This is a genomic window from Dyadobacter arcticus (assembly GCF_011762185.1).
Taxonomy (GTDB): domain Bacteria; phylum Bacteroidota; class Bacteroidia; order Cytophagales; family Spirosomataceae; genus Dyadobacter; species Dyadobacter arcticus.
In genome coordinates, this window is sequence record NZ_JAASQJ010000002.1 from 389,192 (window position 1) to 406,128 (window position 16,937).

Below are 16,937 nucleotides of genomic sequence, written 5' to 3' on the forward strand. Positions count from 1 at the left end.
AGGGGAGTTTGACTTGCTTGGCCACAAATATATAAAAAACATTAACTATATAGAGTTTGTAGGATAATAAATTATTTTCCGCATTCCTCATGGTCTGAAATGATAATTATCCTAAAACTATACTGTAAACGCACCTAACGGGCGCTTTTCGGCATTTTGAATCCTACCAGAACCAACCATATAAAGCCTGGGAACCTGATTAACGGAATGAGGGGTAGCAACTTAGGAAATATCATGCTCAAACAACTCAGTTCCCCGACTAAGGCCAGGATAATTCCCGCAATAGCCATCCATTTTGGAAGTGTTTTCATAAATAAGCTGGTCACCGCAATGCCTGCAATCAACAGACCCAACAAAACGGAATAGCCCACACCACCAATAATAAATACCAGATAATACAATGTGTGAATGACCTGATCATAAGCAGAAAGCTCCGGCACTGTCATGACCCACAGCAAAAACGAAGACAATATCAGGTTCACGGCAGCCGTAAAACCACCAAAAAGCGCAATGTGTTTTCCCGCAGCATTGGAACCTAGAAAACCCATTCTGCTGACTACCGAAGCCGTAAAGATGCCCAGTGGTATGGCGGAACAAAACTGGAAAAAAGCACACATTAATACATCATCACGCTGATTGTGAAAGTATTGGAGGATTGTGGATGCGGACTCCCACGGTCCCGGATAATAAGGCGGAACACCTGTCAGCGAAATGACAAAGCACAACCCGGTAATAAATAATAACATAAAAAGAGTGGCAAGCAGTCCTAAATGCGGCCCCTTGTGACGGATGGTTGTTTCCATAAGTTTAGTAATGTTTAGTTTGTAAATAATTTTAGTTTGCAATACAAACTAAAAGGGTAAAAAAATTTAGAGATTAAGATATTTTTTGATTGCTTCTACATAGGTTTCAAAGGCTTCCTGACCTTTGGCTGTAAGCGTGCAAAGCGTAAGCGGATAATTGCCCCTGAATGTTTTTTCGACATGAATGTAACCTTCATCTTTCAATCGCTTCAGCTGATGACTCAAATTCCCCTGCGTCGTCCGGGTCGCTTCCATTAAAGTGTTGAAATCGGCCTGTTTCACTTTTACCAGAATCGAAACAACCGCCAGTCTCACGGGGGTATTGAGCACCGGGTCAAGGTCTGCAAACGTATCAGCCATTATGCCTTTGCGTTTTTTAACAAATAACCCGGGATCAGGTAACCTGGTACGATTGCTATTCCATGAAGCAAGGTTTTGTATTCGTCGGTGAGGTAAATACTGGCCACTGCCGACACCATCAATAAAAATCCTCCCAATATAAGTGGCCGAAATTTCATGACCCAGCCTGAGATTAACGTGCCGCAGCCTGCTATCAGTAGCGTAAACGTGAATGGCACCCTGCCTTGCGATACATTGATAAAAACAGCCAGAATAAAGCACAACCCAAGTACAAGCCACATTTTATTGATGAAATAGGCGGTATATGTCTGCGTATTTTCTGCATTTCTTCTTTTGAAAAGAACCAGGGTAATTGCAATGCCGACAGTTCCAACAATTGGAAAGGGAATGAAGTGGTATTTAAAATTCGTCAGTAGCTGCAAAAGGAAAGACGCAAAACTAGCAGACGAAACGAGCCAGCCCCAAAGCAAAAAGCCAAAACTATTTTCCCGGATACTATCCCTGCTTTTTGAGATCGTTTCAGCAATCAGGGAGAGGCTTTCTTCGGGCGTTAAAATTTTTCCTGTATCCATTTGGGTGAATTTATATTGTACAAATATACTAATTTGGTTTGTGTTGCAAACTGAATTGCGTCTTTATTTAGAAAAGCGAAAAAGAAGGACTATTTTTCCTGTACGTTCTTCAACATACTCAATGGAAGGGCATTTATATCCGCTACTTTATGAACATGACACTCCAGGAAGCACTCACTCAACTAGAATTAATGGGAAACGAGAGAGTGCGCGCCCAAAATGCGAAGAGTGGTGCCGGTGACAATCAATTCGGTGTTTTGCTGGGCAAGATCCGGAAATTGGCAGAGAAGATAAAGGTCAACCACCCGCTGGCCCTGGAACTCTGGGATACCGACATCATTGATGCCCAGCTGCTTGCAACACTGATCATCAAGCCAAAAGAACTGTCAAAAGAAGAGCTGAACCGAATGGTGCGGTCTGTCAACTTTGTTGGCGTGTCGGACTGGCTGTACGCTTACGTGATAAAGGTATATCCGGAAAAAGAAGCGTTGCGGCAGGAATGGATGAATTCAGGGGATGTTATGGCTGCCCGTGCCGGATGGAGCCTGACCGGCGGACGAATTGCCCGCGAACCCGAAGGGCTTGACCTGCCAGCCATTCTTGACCGGCTCGAGTCCGAAATGCCGCATGCGGCGTCCGAAGTGCAATGGACAATGAATTCGGCACTGGCACAAATCGGCATTTGCTTTCCCGAATACCGTGAGCGGGCCCTCAGCGTTGGCGAACGATTGGGAATATACCGCGACTATCCAGTTTCCAAAGGCTGCACCTCCCCTTTCGCACCGATCTGGATCAACGAAATGGTGAGCCGACAAGGGTGAATTAATAGATTTTGACTATCAAAATATAGAATTAATCGATTGTGATTATTTTCTTTATTAGGCTATCTTGCCATTCTGCACAGTACCCGATGCAGGGAGATAATAAGTACAATCATGAAATCATAAAAATGGAAAATGACTCAAATGACATCGGCAAATGCCCGGTCCACAATGGCACGATGAAACACAATGTGGGCGGCGGTGGCACAAGGAACCGCGATTGGTGGCCTAACCAGTTAAAGCTAAGCATCCTGCGTCAGCACTCGTCAAAAACAAACCCAATGGGTGAGGATTTTGATTATGCAGCAGCATTCAAAAGTCTCGACCTAGAAGCTGTAAAAAGCGACCTGCACGCCCTCATGACAGATTCACAGGACTGGTGGCCGGCTGATTTTGGACATTATGGTCCTTTGTTCATCCGGATGGCCTGGCATAGTGCAGGTACCTACCGTGTATTCGACGGCAGAGGCGGCGGCGCCGCGGGACAGCAGCGTTTTGCTCCGCTAAATAGCTGGCCCGATAACGTGAGTCTTGACAAAGCAAGACGCCTTTTGTGGCCGATCAAGCAAAAATATGGCAATAAATTATCCTGGGCGGATCTGATGATCCTTACTGGGAACGTAGCGTTGGACTCCATGGGTTTTAAAACATTTGGTTTTGCCGGTGGGCGTGCTGATGTGTGGGAGCCGGACGAGGATGTGTATTGGGGAGCAGAAACTACCTGGCTGGGCAATGACCATCGCTATGCAAAGGGCGTGGAAGGCGTTTCAGGTGATGCAAATCATGGCGTAGTTTCATCAGATGAAGATCCGGGCGAAGGTATCCATACCCGCGACCTTGAAAAACCGCTTGCTGCCGCACATATGGGGCTTATTTATGTTAATCCCGAAGGTCCCGACGGCAATCCCGATCCAATTGCTGCCGCAAGAGATATCCGCGACACATTTGGCCGCATGGCTATGAATGATGAAGAAACGGTTGCGCTGATCGCAGGCGGACATAGCTTTGGAAAAACCCATGGTGCCGCGCCTTCCGACCATGTCGGTAAAGAGCCTGAGGGTACGGATGTGGAATTGCAAGGCCTTGGATGGAGCAACAGCTTCGGCTCAGGCAGTGGTGCCGACACCATTACCAGTGGGTTGGAAGTAATATGGACAAAAACGCCGACCCAGTGGAGTAACAATTTCTTCGAAAACCTTTTCGCGTTTGACTGGGAATTGACAAAAAGCCCAGGCGGTGCGCATCAATGGGTTGCAAAAAATGCAGGGGATATTATCCCCGACGCCTACGATAGCTTGAAAAAGCATGCACCAACGATGCTTACGACCGATCTTGCATTAAAGTTTGATCCGGCTTACGAAAAAATATCCAGGAACTTCCTGGAAAATCCCGACGCATTCGCAGATGCGTTTGCCCGCGCCTGGTTTAAACTGACCCACCGCGATATGGGCCCGCGCGCTCGTTACCTGGGTCCGGATGTGCCGCAAGAAGTATTGATCTGGCAAGATCCTATCCCTGCGGTGGACCATGCGTTGATTGATGAAAATGATATCGCAAACCTGAAAGCACTCATATTGGCCTCCGGACTGAGTGTATCTGAATTGGTATCGACTGCCTGGGCTTCGGCTTCAACTTTCCGGGGCTCCGACAAACGCGGTGGTGCCAATGGTGCCCGTGTTCGCCTGGCCCCGCAGAAAGACTGGAAGGTTAACCATCCGGCGCAGCTTCAAAAAGTGTTAGGTATTTTGACTAGCATCCAGGGCGAATTCAATGGTACGCAATCAACTGGCAAGAAGGTTTCGCTGGCCGATTTGATCGTTCTGGCTGGTTGTGCGGCGGTTGAAAAAGCAGCAATAGACGCGGGACATTCGATCGCAGTTCCTTTCACTCCCGGCCGGACAGACGCTTCGCAGGAGCAAACTGACATTGAATCCATTGGTTATCTTGAACCTGCTGCTGATGGTTTCAGGAATTATAGCAAGGCAAAATTAAATGTTTCAACCGAAGAGTTGCTGATCGATAAGGCGCAGTTACTAACGTTGACAGCGCCCGAGTTAACTGTGCTTGTCGGCGGCATGCGTGCATTAAGCACAAATCTTGACGGTTCAAAAAACGGGGTGTTTACGCAGCGTCCGGGCCAGCTAACCAATGATTTCTTTGTCAACTTGCTGGATATGAACACTGCATGGAAAGCAATGGGCGAAGACCGGGAACTGTATTTGGGAAGCGACCGTGTAAGCGGCCAGCCAAAATGGACCGCTACCCGCGCAGACCTTGTTTTTGGCTCAAATTCTGAATTGCGCGCAATTGCAGAAGTATATGCAAGTTCCGGTGCGCAAAGCAAATTTGTGAAGGACTTTGTTGCAGCCTTTACGAAAGTGATGAATCTGGACCGGTTTGATTTGGCTTGATCAAAAATTATTAATTTAAAGAAATGGGCGTCCCGGAATTTCCGAGGCGCCCATTGTCTTATCTGTCAGTTCAATACACACCTGCCAGGGAATCGACTACACCACAATCATTGCAGCCAATTCATTGGAGCCACTATTTAAGACTTTTTGTCAACAATACTTGACAAAAAGAAATGTTTACATATCTTTACATGGAACTAAACAACTGAACATCATGGAACAGTCTAAGAAAATCGCAAACCAGCAATCTGTTATATTTGCCCTCATTTACGGAGCCACCTATCTGCCGGCAACATGGTTGTTAAAACATCATGTATTTAGCAAGCCTGTTTCGGCATTTATCGCGATTGTGCCAATCATTACATTCTCCATTTTTATTTTTAAGTACATAAAAGCCATTTCGGTAATGGACGAAGTGAAGCAACGGGTACAATTGGAAGCCGTGGTTATTGGCTTTTCATTGACAGCAATGTTGGTAATGCTTTTGTTTTTGCTGGGGCTATGTGACATTTCGAATCCTGCCTGGTTTGGCTATGGGCATTTGGTGTGCTACTGCTGGGGCTTTTATTTTATTGGCTGGTTCGTTTCGAGAAAAAAGTATGGGGTATGAAAAACACGATAAAGATTGAACGTGCCAAGAAAAATTGGACACAAGCGGACCTTGCAAAACACATTGGGATTTCGAGACAGGGCTTAAATTCCATTGAAACCGGGAAATTTGTCCCATCCACTTTACTGGCTTTACGGATGGCGAAAGTTTTTGATACAACCGTCGAAGTTTTATTCCAATTGGATGATATAGATTTTATTTAATCATCCCGAAACTTAAATGTTCATGACGGCAATTCAACGAAGAATGTGGCACCGGAACCTTTTATTGACTCAAACCAGATGCGTCCCCCATGTGATTCGACAATTTGTTTACAAATCGAAAGACCAATACCAAACGATTGCTCACCCGCCGTTCCGGATCTTTTGGCTTTGTTCAACGGTAGAAAAATCTGATCTTTTAGTTCCTCGGGAATCCCGATGCCATTGTCCCTGACCGACAACAGTACATGACCGTTTTGCGGCTTCAAATTGACCCAGATCGTACCTCCCGAAGGCGAAAATTTGATTGCATTACTGAGCAGGTTACTAAACACCCGCCATATTTTTTCCCGGTCGACCGGCACCATCGCCGGCTCAAAATGATAGTCGAGCTTCTGATCCTTTTCCCTGGCTTTATAACTCAGCATATCAATGCAGGATTGGACGATCTCTTCCAATGCGACGTTACTTTTGGTAATTTTATTGCGGTCGGGACTTGATTGAAGGATATGGCTGATAAGCCCATTCGCCATTTCACCGGATTGCTGAATAGCATTGATAATTTCCAGCTGTTCATCAGACGGTATCTGTTCCCAAAAAACAAGGTGGGACGCTGAAATCATCGCGGCGATTGGGTTTCGTAAATCGTGAGCGACAATCCTTAATACCGATTCATTTTCGATTTCTGCTTGCTCCAATGCATTGACCGTATCCTGCAAAACGATATTGCTCTGGGTAATAACGCGATTCAATTCTGTTACAGCCCGCAAATTCGCTGCGCTCTTTTTAGCGCTGCGCCAGATCAGGTAAACAATTATGCAAAGGGTAATTGAAATCAGTATTGCAAATTTTAGTATCAGGTTTTCGCGGGCATCCTTTTGAGTTGCCAGTTCTATTTCGTGTTCACGCTCAATCTGCTGAAGCAGCTGTCCGACATTACTTTTATGATCTGCATTTTTTGCCAGTTTGTTAGCCCGGTCAGTTTCAAGATTGGCAATAAAAAGCCTGCCTGCTTCTTCAAAGTTTCCTTGCCCAAATGAAATATAAGCCTGCAACTTTTGATATAGGCTGACTGTGGTAGAATCCGCTGCACCTGGCAAGGCTTTCAAAATAGACAGTTGCTTTTCTGCCTCTGAATATTGTTTTGAATCAATGTATATCCTTGTCAATATTTGGCGGGATTCCCGCTCCACGTCGATAGACCAATCAATTTCCACATCATGCTGAAGACATTGTTTTAAAAGTCCTTCCGCGATCTTCGTTTCACCCTTTAACGCGTAGGCTTCTGCCTGGCTTTTTAAAATTACGATCCTGGCAAATTTTACATAATTCTTTTCACGGGGAAATTCAGGGGCATGTTTATTAATAAAATCCTTTGCTTGTTGGAAATAATGTAATGCAACGTCCGCCTTACTAAGAAGAAGATACGCGCTGCCAATATTTCTTAGGCTGCCCTGCTTTTCAATAAATTGTAATTGAAAATTCTCTGGTTCCTTGCATTGAGCCAATTCTTTTAGCTCGTGTTTCCAGTATTCAATGGCCTGATAGTAATTTTCTTCTTTGTAGGAAATATTCGCGATTCTGCTGCTATACCTGGCACATTCACAAATTTCACCTAACCCCAGCAAAAAAGATTTGCCACTGTAATAGTTGCGATAGGCCTTGTAATATTCCTTTTGCTTAAATAAATCGTCCCCTTTCAAAAGCAGCGCCTTGGAATATTCGGTTGCATACAATTCACGGATACGGGGATTTGAAAACAATTGGAGTAGGCTATCTGTATAAGTCAGGGCATTCTGGGATAACGAAGGATCCCGGTGACTCAGCACTTTCATGAATTTATAATAGTCCATGCTATCGCCAATTGAATTTTTACCGTGCGTAGCAACCAGCGAATCGAATAGGAAGATAGATCGTTTAATACCGATTTTTCGGGCATCCCGGTCAATGCTATCAATCCATGCTTTTAACTGAATCGAATGATCTGATTTTAGGGACTCTTGACAACCTGTGAATCCCAAAAGCAAGAAAAAGCACAATGGAAGAATCTGATTGAATGTAGCATGTGATAAGTGGTAAAGGCACTTTTTCATCGTATAGTTACGTCATAAACCCCGGATCAGCTGCGGCTGGGGAAGTGGTAGATTACTTGGTAGCAAACCCGCTGTAAGCTACACACAAAGCATGAATGCCACACTTTCGGAAAATGTAGTATTGTTTCAGTTTTAAAAAATAAGGGTTCAAGAGGCGCTGGGATCGAGTGCCAAAAGCAGCCATTTAAAAAAATTTGCAAAAAAATTTGCGTAGTTAAATGACTACATATATATTTGTAGCCAAATAACTACATAATGAATTTAAGACGAGATGTATTTCAGGCCATAGCGGACCCAACAAGGAGAGCAATTCTTCTGCTGGTGGCTACACAAACCATGACCGCAGGTGCTATTGCGGCCAACTTTGATACGGCGAGACCGACCGTTTCAAAACATTTATCGATACTCACCGAATGCGAATTGCTTGAACAACATCAAAATGGAAGGGAAGTTTACTATCACATTAATGCAAAGAAAATGAGGGAAGTAGCAGACTTTATCGAGCCGTTCCGCAACATGTGGGATGACAGGTTTAACAAGTTGGAAGCAATTATGAAAAAGTATAAACCAGAAAAATGATATGGAAAGAAAAACGAAAGTCGCTGCTGAGGACGGTAAGCAGGAAATAATGATTACAAGGGAATTTGATTTACCATTGGAATTACTTTTCAAAGCATATGTTGAGCCAGAAATTGTGGCGCAATGGATGGGAACAAAAGTGCTGAAACTGGAAAATAGAAAACATGGCGCTTACCAGTTTGAAACATCAGATCCGCAAGGAAATGTGGTGTTTCGGGCAAATGGTGTACTACCCGAATTTATCCCTAACCAGAAAATCACCCGGACATTTGAAATGGAAAATACACCCGCGTCGGCGGTCCGATTTCCCGTCCAACTTGAATACCTGGAATTTGAAAAATTGACCGACAATACCAGCAAACTCACCATGCAAATTGTCTACAAATCGGTGGAACTTAGAGATCAAATGTTGAAAATGCCTTTTGCACAAGGTCTTAATATGGCGCACAACAGATTACAGGAAATTGTAAACAATTTAAAATAAACCAATCATGACAAAGAGAAATAAGATCATTTACTGGATTGCAACCGTTTGGCTTGCCTTAGGAATGACATCAACCGGAATTGTGCAATTAATTAAAATGAAAGAAGAAGTAGATATGTTCACGAATTTGGGTTATCCCGCTTATCTGCTAATCATTTTGGGAATCTGGAAGATACTTGGCGTGGTAGCAATACTTATTCCCAAATTTCCATTGGTTAAGGAATGGGCATATGCGGGATTCTTTTTTGCCATGTCAGGCGCCGTTTTCTCTCATATTGCAGCAGGAGATGAATTAAAAGAACTTTTCGGTCCAATGTTATTAATCGTTCTTACGGTGGTATCCTGGTATTTCAGGCCGGAGGAAAGGAAGCTTTTAACCGCAAAAAACCCATGAACCCAAAAGTTGATTGGTACTTTAATAAAGCCGAAAAGTGGCAAAAAGAAATAGAACAATTGAGAACAATTATTCTTGATTGCGGGCTGATGGAGGAATTGAAGTGGGGATGCCCCTGCTACACATTTCAGAAGAATAATATTGTTTTGATTCACACTTTCAAAGAATATTGCGCGGTATTGTTTTTTAAAGGCGCTTTGTTGAATGATCCCAGCGGTATTCTGATCCAGCAAACAGAAAATGTGCAGGTAGCCCGTCAGATGCGGTTTACCAGTATTCAGGAAATCACTGATACGGAGGCTACGCTGAAAACATATGTTTTCGAATCCATCGAAGTGGAAAAAGCTGGTTTGAAAATGGAATTAAAAAAGACAACGGAATTCAAAATGTCCGAAGAATTCCAAATCAAACTGGACGAAAACGCTGCATTGAAAACCGCTTTTGAAGCATTAACACCAGGCCGCCAAAGAGGTTACCTTCTTCATTTCTCCCAACCGAAGCAAGCTAAAACCCGTGAGGCGAGGGTTGAGAAGAGTATCGAAAGGATATTGCAGGGTAAAGGCTTGGAAGATTGAGGATTTCCTAGTTGGGCGTAGTCTAAGACTACGCTCAACTTGCGACTAGGCTCAACTGAGCTATGCATTTTCTTCCATTTTTTCGAAACCTTCCCAAAGCACTTTTAAATCAAACAGCGCAGATTTTTCAACATTACCAACGGGAATATCCGAATGATACAGCGCCAGATCGTGAATCATTTTGAGCGACTGGGACAATTCCCGATAGCCATGACATTCAACGAGATACCAAAATTCTTCTTGTGAAGGCGTCAGCTGTTTGCTGACTTTGATACGTGACGTGTATCAATCGCTGTGTTGACTGAAAGTGCATCCAAGTCAATATTTGGGCCATTCGGTGTTCGCATTGTAAATGGATTGAGGTGACGAAAAATGGAGAGGTCACTGCGAACTTCATTACAATGTTACCATCACAATCCGGCCCCGGAACTTTCACCCGTATGCCCCTCCAAAGCCATTTTTGGCGGATTTTGTGATAATATAACATTTTACTTGTATTGAAATTCGCGTGGCAAATATAGGATTTTATTGGAAGTTGCAACAGGTACTTTGGAATTGATGGAATTAGAATATCAGTGAACTAACCTTTAATATTTACACCGCATTCGTAAAACTAAATCCAGTATGAGCACCAGCAAAAAACAGCTATCGCCCGACCAAACTCAAGAGCTCCTCGAAAATCTGAAAATACGTTTTGAGAAAAACAAAGCCCGCCATAAAGGCATTGATTGGAACAAAGTACAGGCCAAACTGGAAGCCAACCCTGAAAAGCTTTGGACACTTGACGAAATGGAAGTGACTGGCGGTGAGCCGGATGTGGTAGGTCAGGACACAAAAACAGGCGAATACATCTTTTTTGATTGTTCGGCAGAAAGTCCGAAAGATCGGAGGAGCCTTTGTTACGATCGTGCTGCTTGGGAATCCAGAAAAGCAAACCGTCCGGAAAATACAGCTATGGACGTGGCCGCTGAGATGGGCATTGAGCTTTTGACCGAAGAAGAATATCAGCAGTTGCAAGAGCTTGGAAATTTCGATTTGAAAACGTCCAGTTGGTTGCTAACGCCTGCTAACGTCAGAAAATTGGGCGGCGCCATCTTTGGTGACCGCCGCTTCGACCGGGTTTTCATCTATCATAATGGCGCGGATTCTTACTACGCCGCCCGAGGATTTCGTGGCTCATTGCGGGTTTGAATTCTAGTTAAATTCGAGATTGGGGCTCGTAATCACCGATTAATCAGTTCTTTAACAATATACCGGGCCCCTTTTTTGAATAAATCGAAAAAAGGGGCTAATTGTATATCATTCGCTTCCCCTTCCCTACTCAACTATGCAAAAACTTTATTTACTCCAATACCCCCACGGGAAACGATACTTAACTAACGCCATTCACCTCGATTTTCGGCAATTATCTTCCATAGCGAAGCCTGAGCACACTCAAAAACACTGAGACTCGTCAATCAATTAACTTTTCTTATCCGGATGGTTTATGAACGCATTTTTCAAATGTCAGGCTATCATGATCGTCACTTTGCTGGCTTTTTCACAAAGCTGTTTTGGGCAGCCTAACGCAACTTACAGAACAAGACGATCGGCATATCAACTGGCTTATGGCGTAAAATTTACAATAGACTATTCCGACGAATTCAAACTGGCGCTAAGAATTTCACTTTCCGGAGGAGCGGGCGCATTTGTCGGCCAAAACTGGCTTTACCCATCTGTCAACAGCGATTTTGGCATTTACCACGGAGGTATTGGAAGCAGCTTCCGGCCCAGCGGCGGCAAATGGCTCGACTTTGAAACAGTTATTGCCTACACCTTTACAGCCGGGTTCCTTAACCGCATGAAAATCGAAAACGACCGACGGCCTGGCTTGCGAAACTATCCGTTATACTATTACAGCAATCGCAGTTTCGCAACACTTCAAAATCCCTACCGATACTCTTTCTCCTGGGGCGGCAACGCAGTAATTTATTATAGAAGGGAACGATACAAGGCCCAGCACGTTGGCTTTGCGAACTTGCATATTGGCAGGGTTCAGGCCAGCTACACCAATGACGGCCCTCCTTTTAAGCCGCCATTCGGTGACAAGTTCGACCGCTTCAATACAGGCGCAGCCTGGCTGTCTTTCCATGGCGATGACCATTGGGCGATTAACCTGGTGGAAATTGGTTACAATAAATTCACAGGATTTAGTCCAGGATCCTACGAAATCAGCAACAAGCTGGGAAATAGCTATGTGTTTTATAAAGAAACCGAGGAAAATTTTTTCAACAAATCCCTTGTCTACCTGAACGTCGGGAATACCGCCAGAGGCTGGGTCGCAACCGGCAACCTTTATAATTACCGGCATCTCGATGTTCAGCACACCATTCATAAGATGGGATATTATCCATTGCACCTTGTGCCCTACAACGGCACCTGGGGAGGAGCCGGCAACATTGGATATCAAAAATCTTTAATTACTCTAAAATGAAACAGATATACCTTCTGTTGTTTGCCTTAATATACTTCCCTGACACTTTGGCACAGCGTCTCGGAAATAAAAAAAGTGAAGCTGGCCCGAACTTGGAAGACACCGTTATTGATTCGAGCTTTGTACTCTATACTAAATCGATTTGCCTTAAACCGGACCCCAATGGCTATTCTGTCCCGTGCAATTGTTCTGACGCTAATTTGACAGATTCATCGGTGATCGAAAATGAGTATATGTTCCTTTCTAAGTCTCAAAGAAAGGCCGTGGTTATCAATTACATTAAGAATAGAAATCAGCGGATTTTCACCAAACCAAAATCGGCCTCCAGGTTCGCTTTGGACGGTAATGTGACGGTTCAGGTCAATATCTGGTATTTAAACCAACTGCGCTTTGGCGATTACGATGCAGGCAAGCAAAAGATCACATTCAGGATAAACACCAAAGAATCGGTCGTGGATGAATGGAACCTTGAATTCGATCATGGCAATGCAACGATAGAATCTGTTGCTGAACTCACAGACGCGGGTGAAATGAAATTACAAACCGAAAAAGCATTGTTTCTGGAACCCACATTTTACAAGACAAACAATTACATCCTCATATACCAGAAGCCCTATTTCCAAACCGGCAAGGAAACCTTCATTTATAATGTGCTCGATAATACCATTTCAGTCAACCGGAAGACCAAGGATGTATACATAAAGCTTTCTACGGAAGTGAGTGAGAACAAACAGTACATTCATTTTAAAGGGAAGCGGGTTTATTCATACTATAACGAGTGATCTATTACACGCGGACCGACCTTAGTAAGCCAATAACAGAAAATGTCCACAGATCGCTCCGTGGACATTTTCTATTAAAACTCATTAAATTTTATTTTACCAGCGGGATGGCCCAGAAGATACTGGCCTGAATCACACTGTTTTTAAAGTCGGGATCAATGCTTTGTCCCGTGAAATTCCCAACTTTCGAAACACCCGCCACATAACGCACTCCCACGCCAAGACCGATTGGGGATTGATAACCGATGCCAACGGCACCTGCCAGGTCCAAATTTTTCGCAAAGTTATTAATTGTCTGATCCGGGATATCGGTCGATGTCCTGAATCCAGCCTGTGGCCCCACTTCAAAATAAAACCCTCCGTTGCTCTTGAATTTGAACATGACTGGAATAGTCACATAGCTAATTTTGAAATCCGACTTAGTGCCTCCGTTATCAACCTTTGCTCCCTGCGTGGAAAAAAGTACCTCAGGTTGTATAGAAAACGCCTTTCCAAAACCGTAATTCAACACCCCACCCAAATGATACCCTACTAATGCATCCGATTCGATGTCCCCGCCTGTATAATTGCTGATATTCAGACCTGCTTTTGGTCCGATGCTAAATGTTTGGGCAGAAGCTGCTTGTACCGAAAAAAACAGTGCAACTGCAAATAATAACTTTTTCATGTTTGAGAATTGATTGTTTAAAATGTCCAAAATCCATCGTATCGTTGTCTCGATGGCTTGACTAAAAAATACCCTACTACCTGTCTGGTAATAAAGACAATGAAAATGTTGTGCCAAGTGGGCACATGTCCGCGAAGCATTGGAATGATTTTATTTTATGCGTTCGCAAATGTTACCTACCGAATATGTCAAATGAGAATTCCGCCGGGTTTTATGCAGGCACTAGCGGCTTGGTTTTGCCAGTGCCGAACAAGCAATTTTATCCTCCGGAATTTCAGAATAAAAGTCGGCTAACCTATTATGGATCACTATTCAACAGCGTTGAGGTTAACAGTTCATTCTATAAAGTTCCGCTTGCCTCAACAGTCAGAAACTGGTCGACGCAGGTACCGGATGGCTTTAAATTCACTTTTAAATTGTGGAGAGAAATCACCCATAACAAAGGCCTGATCTTCGACCCGGAAAATATAGCGCGATTTATACAGGTGATCGACGAGATCGGTGATAAAAAAGGATGCTTACTTGTGCAGTTCCCACCCTCGGTAAAGTCCAGTATGCAATCGCAGCTCGAAAGACTACTGATCGCCATCGCAGAAGCAGATCCGCTAAAAAATTGGAAGGTAGCTCTCGAATTTCGTCACGCCTCCTGTTACACCGACGAACTATACGAATTGATTGATCATTTTGGGTTTCAGATCGTGCTACACGACAAACCCGGCTCTGCTCCTGGCCTGCTGGAATCGGACCTGGACTTTATATATCTCCGTTTTCACGGCCCGAATGGAGATTATAGGGGTCAATATGAAGAGGATGCCCTATATGAATATGCGGAAATCATTCAGAATTGGATGGAGGAAGGCAAAACGGTCTATTCTTATTTCAATAATACGATGGGCGAGGCGATGAAGAGTTTGAATCTGCTGAAAGCTAGCATTTGAAGATAGGCAAATTTGTTTTTCATAAATTTCATTGATGGAAATTTTGGCATATTACAGTAACTTCACTTTATGCCGACAGTTTCTCTGGGAAGTAGTGAAGGAAAGTGGATCATGGTATCCTCCATACTTGCATCGGCAATGGCATTCATCGACGGCACTGCGCTGAATGTGATTCTGCCCGCATTACAAAAAGACTTGCAAGCCACCGGCAGCGGCCTTTTCTGGATTTTAAATTCCTACCTTCTCATGCTGGCCGCATTGATCCTGATCGGCGGCACATTGGGCGACAATTTGGGGCGTAAGAAGGTTTTCATGATTGGCATTGCACTTTTTATTTGCGGATCCGTGGCGTGTGGATTCGCCCCGGATGTTTTCTGGCTGGTCATATTCAGATTGCTGCAAGGCGTAGGCGGCGCGCTGATGATTCCGGGAAGCCTTTCCCTCATTTCCTCATCCATTCATGAAAAAGAACGTGGCCAGGCGATTGGAACGTGGTCTGCCGCTACCACGGTCGTCACTTTGGGCGGCCCGCTTTTGGGTGGTGCTTTGGCGGATGCTGGACTTTGGCGTTATATCTTTTTTATCAATATTCCCATAGGAGTTGCCGCATTGTTGGTATTATGGTTTAAAGCAAAAGTCACAGAAGAAACGCCTTCCGATCAGCCATTGGATATTATTGGCGCTTTAACCATTGCCCTGGCGCTGGCCGCTCTGACTTTGGGATTTCTCCGCATTCCGGACATTGGATTGAACAACATTCAAACCTACGGCTCCTTGGGAGCCGGTTTGTCGCTGTTGCTCGCCTTCATTTACATTGAATACAAAAGCAAACATCCGATGATGCCGCTCGAATTGTTTAAAAACCAGACATTCAGCGGCGCTAATCTCCTTACTTTTTTCCTGTACGCCGGATTGGGCGGCGGAATGCTTTTTCTTTCGCTGAACCTCGTGCAAGTGCAAGGTTACAGTCAGTTGCAATCCGGGCTTACATTTCTCCCATTTACAATTCTAATGATCGCTGTGGCACGGTTTGCAGGAAATCTGGCGGACAGATACGGGCCAAGACTTTTTCTGATCATCGGCCCAGCTACGGCGGGGGTGGGTCTGCTTATCCTTTCATTTGTAAAACAAACCGGCGGTCCTGACGACTACTGGGTTACCTTCTTCCCCGGCATCCTGGTTTTTGGTTTGGGCATGTCCTTTACCGTAGCTCCACTTACCGCGGCTGTCATGGGATCCGCCAGCGAGCATTTTTCAGGGACCGCCTCTGGCATCAATAATGCCATGACGCGCGTCGCAAATGTGTTCGCCAATGCCATTTTTGGTGCTTTGGCGGTACTGTTCTTTTCTGTGGAACTGGCGGATCAAACCAAAAACCTACCTGTCGATCAGGCCACTAAGCAGGTTATCATCAGTGAGGCGAAGAACCTGGGCAATGCGAAAGTTCCAGGAAATGTTGCGCCTGCTCAAAAAGGGGAAATTCAAAAAGCCTATCACCAATCATTTATTCACGCTTACGCTATTATTATGCGCATTTCGGCGGCGTTAGGATTAATAGCGGCATTCATGGCAGTTTTGTTTGTTAAAGATTTAAAACAGCAATAGTCGGGATCAATCGCGGCAGCATTTTCCAACGTCTGGCCGCTTTTCTGCCGGGATCAGCTTTTGAAATATTCTTTTACCTAAGTTGCTCGCAGAGATTGATCACGAATCCCGCGAATCATTTCAAGGTTTTAGCCCCATTTGCCCCTTCCCACTCTTTACATCAAAGGGCACGGAGCTGTGCGCCGACACAATTTTCCATTGACTGCCCTGTTTTTCCCAGCATAATGTCTCCCGCCAGAACATATCCAATGTGTCGCCGGTTTTCAATTTTGTTGAGATGTGGTTGAAGCCGTAACTGAATCCCAGATTATTATCCGCATGTACACTCAGATCCACTGTCTCAAAACCGGGTTGTGCATTGTCATCAAAAGTACCAAACCATTCTTTCAGTCTTTTCCTGACTGCATCGGCCCCTTTGTGCTGCAAGGGTCCGACAATATCGAATAGTAATACTTCTTCGGCGTAATTTCTGGTTGCGCCTGCTACGTCTTTATTTCTGATCGCTTCGCACTGGGCTGCGATTAGGGATTTTATCTGTTCCATCATGTTGAATTGCAAGACCTCGCCTAA

Annotated in this window: 19 protein-coding genes; 13 read left to right on the top strand and 6 right to left on the bottom strand. The window is 44.4% G+C overall.

Features of this window, described 5'->3' with window-relative positions; translation table 11 throughout:
* Positions 1-134: 134 nt before the first annotated feature.
* The 3 genes from FHS68_RS09300 to FHS68_RS09310 form a co-directional block, all read right to left on the bottom strand.
* Positions 135-803: a hypothetical protein gene (locus FHS68_RS09300; protein ID WP_167269388.1), complete on the bottom strand. Its 669-nt coding sequence runs from the start codon at positions 801-803 to the stop codon at positions 135-137.
* 66 nt (positions 804-869) lie between these two features.
* Positions 870-1,163: a winged helix-turn-helix domain-containing protein gene (locus FHS68_RS09305; RefSeq protein ID WP_167269390.1), complete on the bottom strand. Its 294-nt coding sequence runs from the start codon at positions 1,161-1,163 to the stop codon at positions 870-872.
* Entirely contained in the window at positions 1,163-1,735 is a 573-nt protein-coding gene (locus tag FHS68_RS09310) for a hypothetical protein (RefSeq protein ID WP_167269392.1), read from the bottom strand. The genes FHS68_RS09305 and FHS68_RS09310 overlap by 1 nt, the downstream gene beginning before the upstream one ends.
* A gap of 149 nt (positions 1,736-1,884) precedes the next feature.
* Between FHS68_RS09310 and FHS68_RS09315 the strand changes: the two genes are divergently transcribed.
* The 4 genes from FHS68_RS09315 (at position 1,885) to FHS68_RS09330 (ending at position 5,780) form a co-directional block, all read left to right on the top strand.
* Entirely contained in the window at positions 1,885-2,556 is a 672-nt protein-coding gene (locus FHS68_RS09315) for a DNA alkylation repair protein (protein ID WP_229211829.1), read from the top strand.
* Between the two features lie 128 nt (positions 2,557-2,684).
* Positions 2,685-4,967: a catalase/peroxidase HPI gene (katG, locus tag FHS68_RS09320; RefSeq protein ID WP_167269393.1), complete on the top strand. Its 2,283-nt coding sequence runs from the start codon at positions 2,685-2,687 to the stop codon at positions 4,965-4,967.
* A 214-nt stretch (positions 4,968-5,181) separates the two neighbouring features.
* A complete protein-coding gene (locus FHS68_RS09325; protein ID WP_167269395.1) occupies positions 5,182-5,577 on the top strand; it encodes a hypothetical protein in 396 nt (131 codons plus the stop codon).
* A complete protein-coding gene (locus FHS68_RS09330; protein WP_167269397.1) occupies positions 5,574-5,780 on the top strand; it encodes a helix-turn-helix transcriptional regulator in 207 nt (68 codons plus the stop codon). Before FHS68_RS09325 ends, FHS68_RS09330 begins: the two co-directional genes overlap by 4 nt.
* 20 nt (positions 5,781-5,800) lie before the next feature.
* On the opposite strand, the gene FHS68_RS09335 is transcribed toward FHS68_RS09330, so the two are convergent.
* Positions 5,801-7,870 carry a sensor histidine kinase gene (locus FHS68_RS09335; protein WP_167269399.1) on the bottom strand — a complete coding sequence of 690 codons (2,070 nt, stop codon included), beginning with the start codon at positions 7,868-7,870 and terminating at the stop codon, positions 5,801-5,803.
* A 255-nt stretch (positions 7,871-8,125) separates the two neighbouring features.
* Here FHS68_RS09335 and FHS68_RS09340 point away from each other — a divergent pair, with 255 nt between their 5' ends.
* From FHS68_RS09340 to FHS68_RS09370, 7 genes are all read left to right on the top strand, one after another.
* Positions 8,126-8,449: an ArsR/SmtB family transcription factor gene (locus FHS68_RS09340; protein ID WP_167269400.1), complete on the top strand. Its 324-nt coding sequence runs from the start codon at positions 8,126-8,128 to the stop codon at positions 8,447-8,449.
* Between the two features lies 1 nt (position 8,450).
* Positions 8,451-8,933 (top strand): SRPBCC family protein, encoded by a 483-nt coding sequence (locus tag FHS68_RS09345; RefSeq protein WP_167269402.1) that lies wholly within the window; start codon positions 8,451-8,453, stop codon positions 8,931-8,933.
* Positions 8,934-8,940: 7 nt separating this feature from the next.
* A complete protein-coding gene (locus FHS68_RS09350) occupies positions 8,941-9,327 on the top strand; it encodes a DoxX family protein (RefSeq protein WP_167269405.1) in 387 nt (128 codons plus the stop codon).
* Positions 9,324-9,902 carry a YdeI/OmpD-associated family protein gene (locus FHS68_RS09355; protein WP_167269407.1) on the top strand — a complete coding sequence of 193 codons (579 nt, stop codon included), beginning with the start codon at positions 9,324-9,326 and terminating at the stop codon, positions 9,900-9,902. The genes FHS68_RS09350 and FHS68_RS09355 overlap by 4 nt, the downstream gene beginning before the upstream one ends.
* Before the next feature lie 624 nt (positions 9,903-10,526).
* On the top strand, positions 10,527-11,093 hold the full coding sequence (locus FHS68_RS09360) for a DUF4256 domain-containing protein (RefSeq protein ID WP_167269408.1): 567 nt from the start codon (positions 10,527-10,529) through the stop codon (positions 11,091-11,093).
* A gap of 295 nt (positions 11,094-11,388) precedes the next feature.
* Positions 11,389-12,375, top strand: coding sequence for a polymorphic toxin type 23 domain-containing protein (locus FHS68_RS09365; RefSeq protein ID WP_167269410.1), 987 nt, complete (start codon positions 11,389-11,391; stop codon positions 12,373-12,375).
* Positions 12,372-13,157: a hypothetical protein gene (locus tag FHS68_RS09370; RefSeq protein WP_167269412.1), complete on the top strand. Its 786-nt coding sequence runs from the start codon at positions 12,372-12,374 to the stop codon at positions 13,155-13,157. The genes FHS68_RS09365 and FHS68_RS09370 overlap by 4 nt, the downstream gene beginning before the upstream one ends.
* A 91-nt stretch (positions 13,158-13,248) precedes the next feature.
* On the opposite strand, the gene FHS68_RS09375 is transcribed toward FHS68_RS09370, so the two are convergent.
* The gene (locus tag FHS68_RS09375) at positions 13,249-13,824 is read right to left on the bottom strand and encodes a porin family protein (RefSeq protein ID WP_167269414.1); all 576 of its coding nucleotides are present in this window, start codon (positions 13,822-13,824) and stop codon (positions 13,249-13,251) included.
* Between the two features lie 185 nt (positions 13,825-14,009).
* Here FHS68_RS09375 and FHS68_RS09380 point away from each other — a divergent pair, with 185 nt between their 5' ends.
* Together FHS68_RS09380 and FHS68_RS09385 are read left to right on the top strand one after the other, a co-directional pair.
* Positions 14,010-14,762, top strand: coding sequence for a DUF72 domain-containing protein (locus tag FHS68_RS09380; RefSeq protein WP_167269416.1), 753 nt, complete (start codon positions 14,010-14,012; stop codon positions 14,760-14,762).
* A gap of 69 nt (positions 14,763-14,831) precedes the next feature.
* Positions 14,832-16,367: an MFS transporter gene (locus tag FHS68_RS09385; RefSeq protein ID WP_167269418.1), complete on the top strand. Its 1,536-nt coding sequence runs from the start codon at positions 14,832-14,834 to the stop codon at positions 16,365-16,367.
* A 120-nt stretch (positions 16,368-16,487) separates the two neighbouring features.
* Here the strand turns inward: FHS68_RS09385 and FHS68_RS09390 are convergent, their stop codons facing one another.
* Positions 16,488-16,913, bottom strand: a complete 426-nt coding sequence (locus tag FHS68_RS09390; protein WP_167269419.1) for a YybH family protein — start codon at positions 16,911-16,913, stop codon at positions 16,488-16,490.
* Between the last annotated feature and the right edge of the window lie 24 nt (positions 16,914-16,937).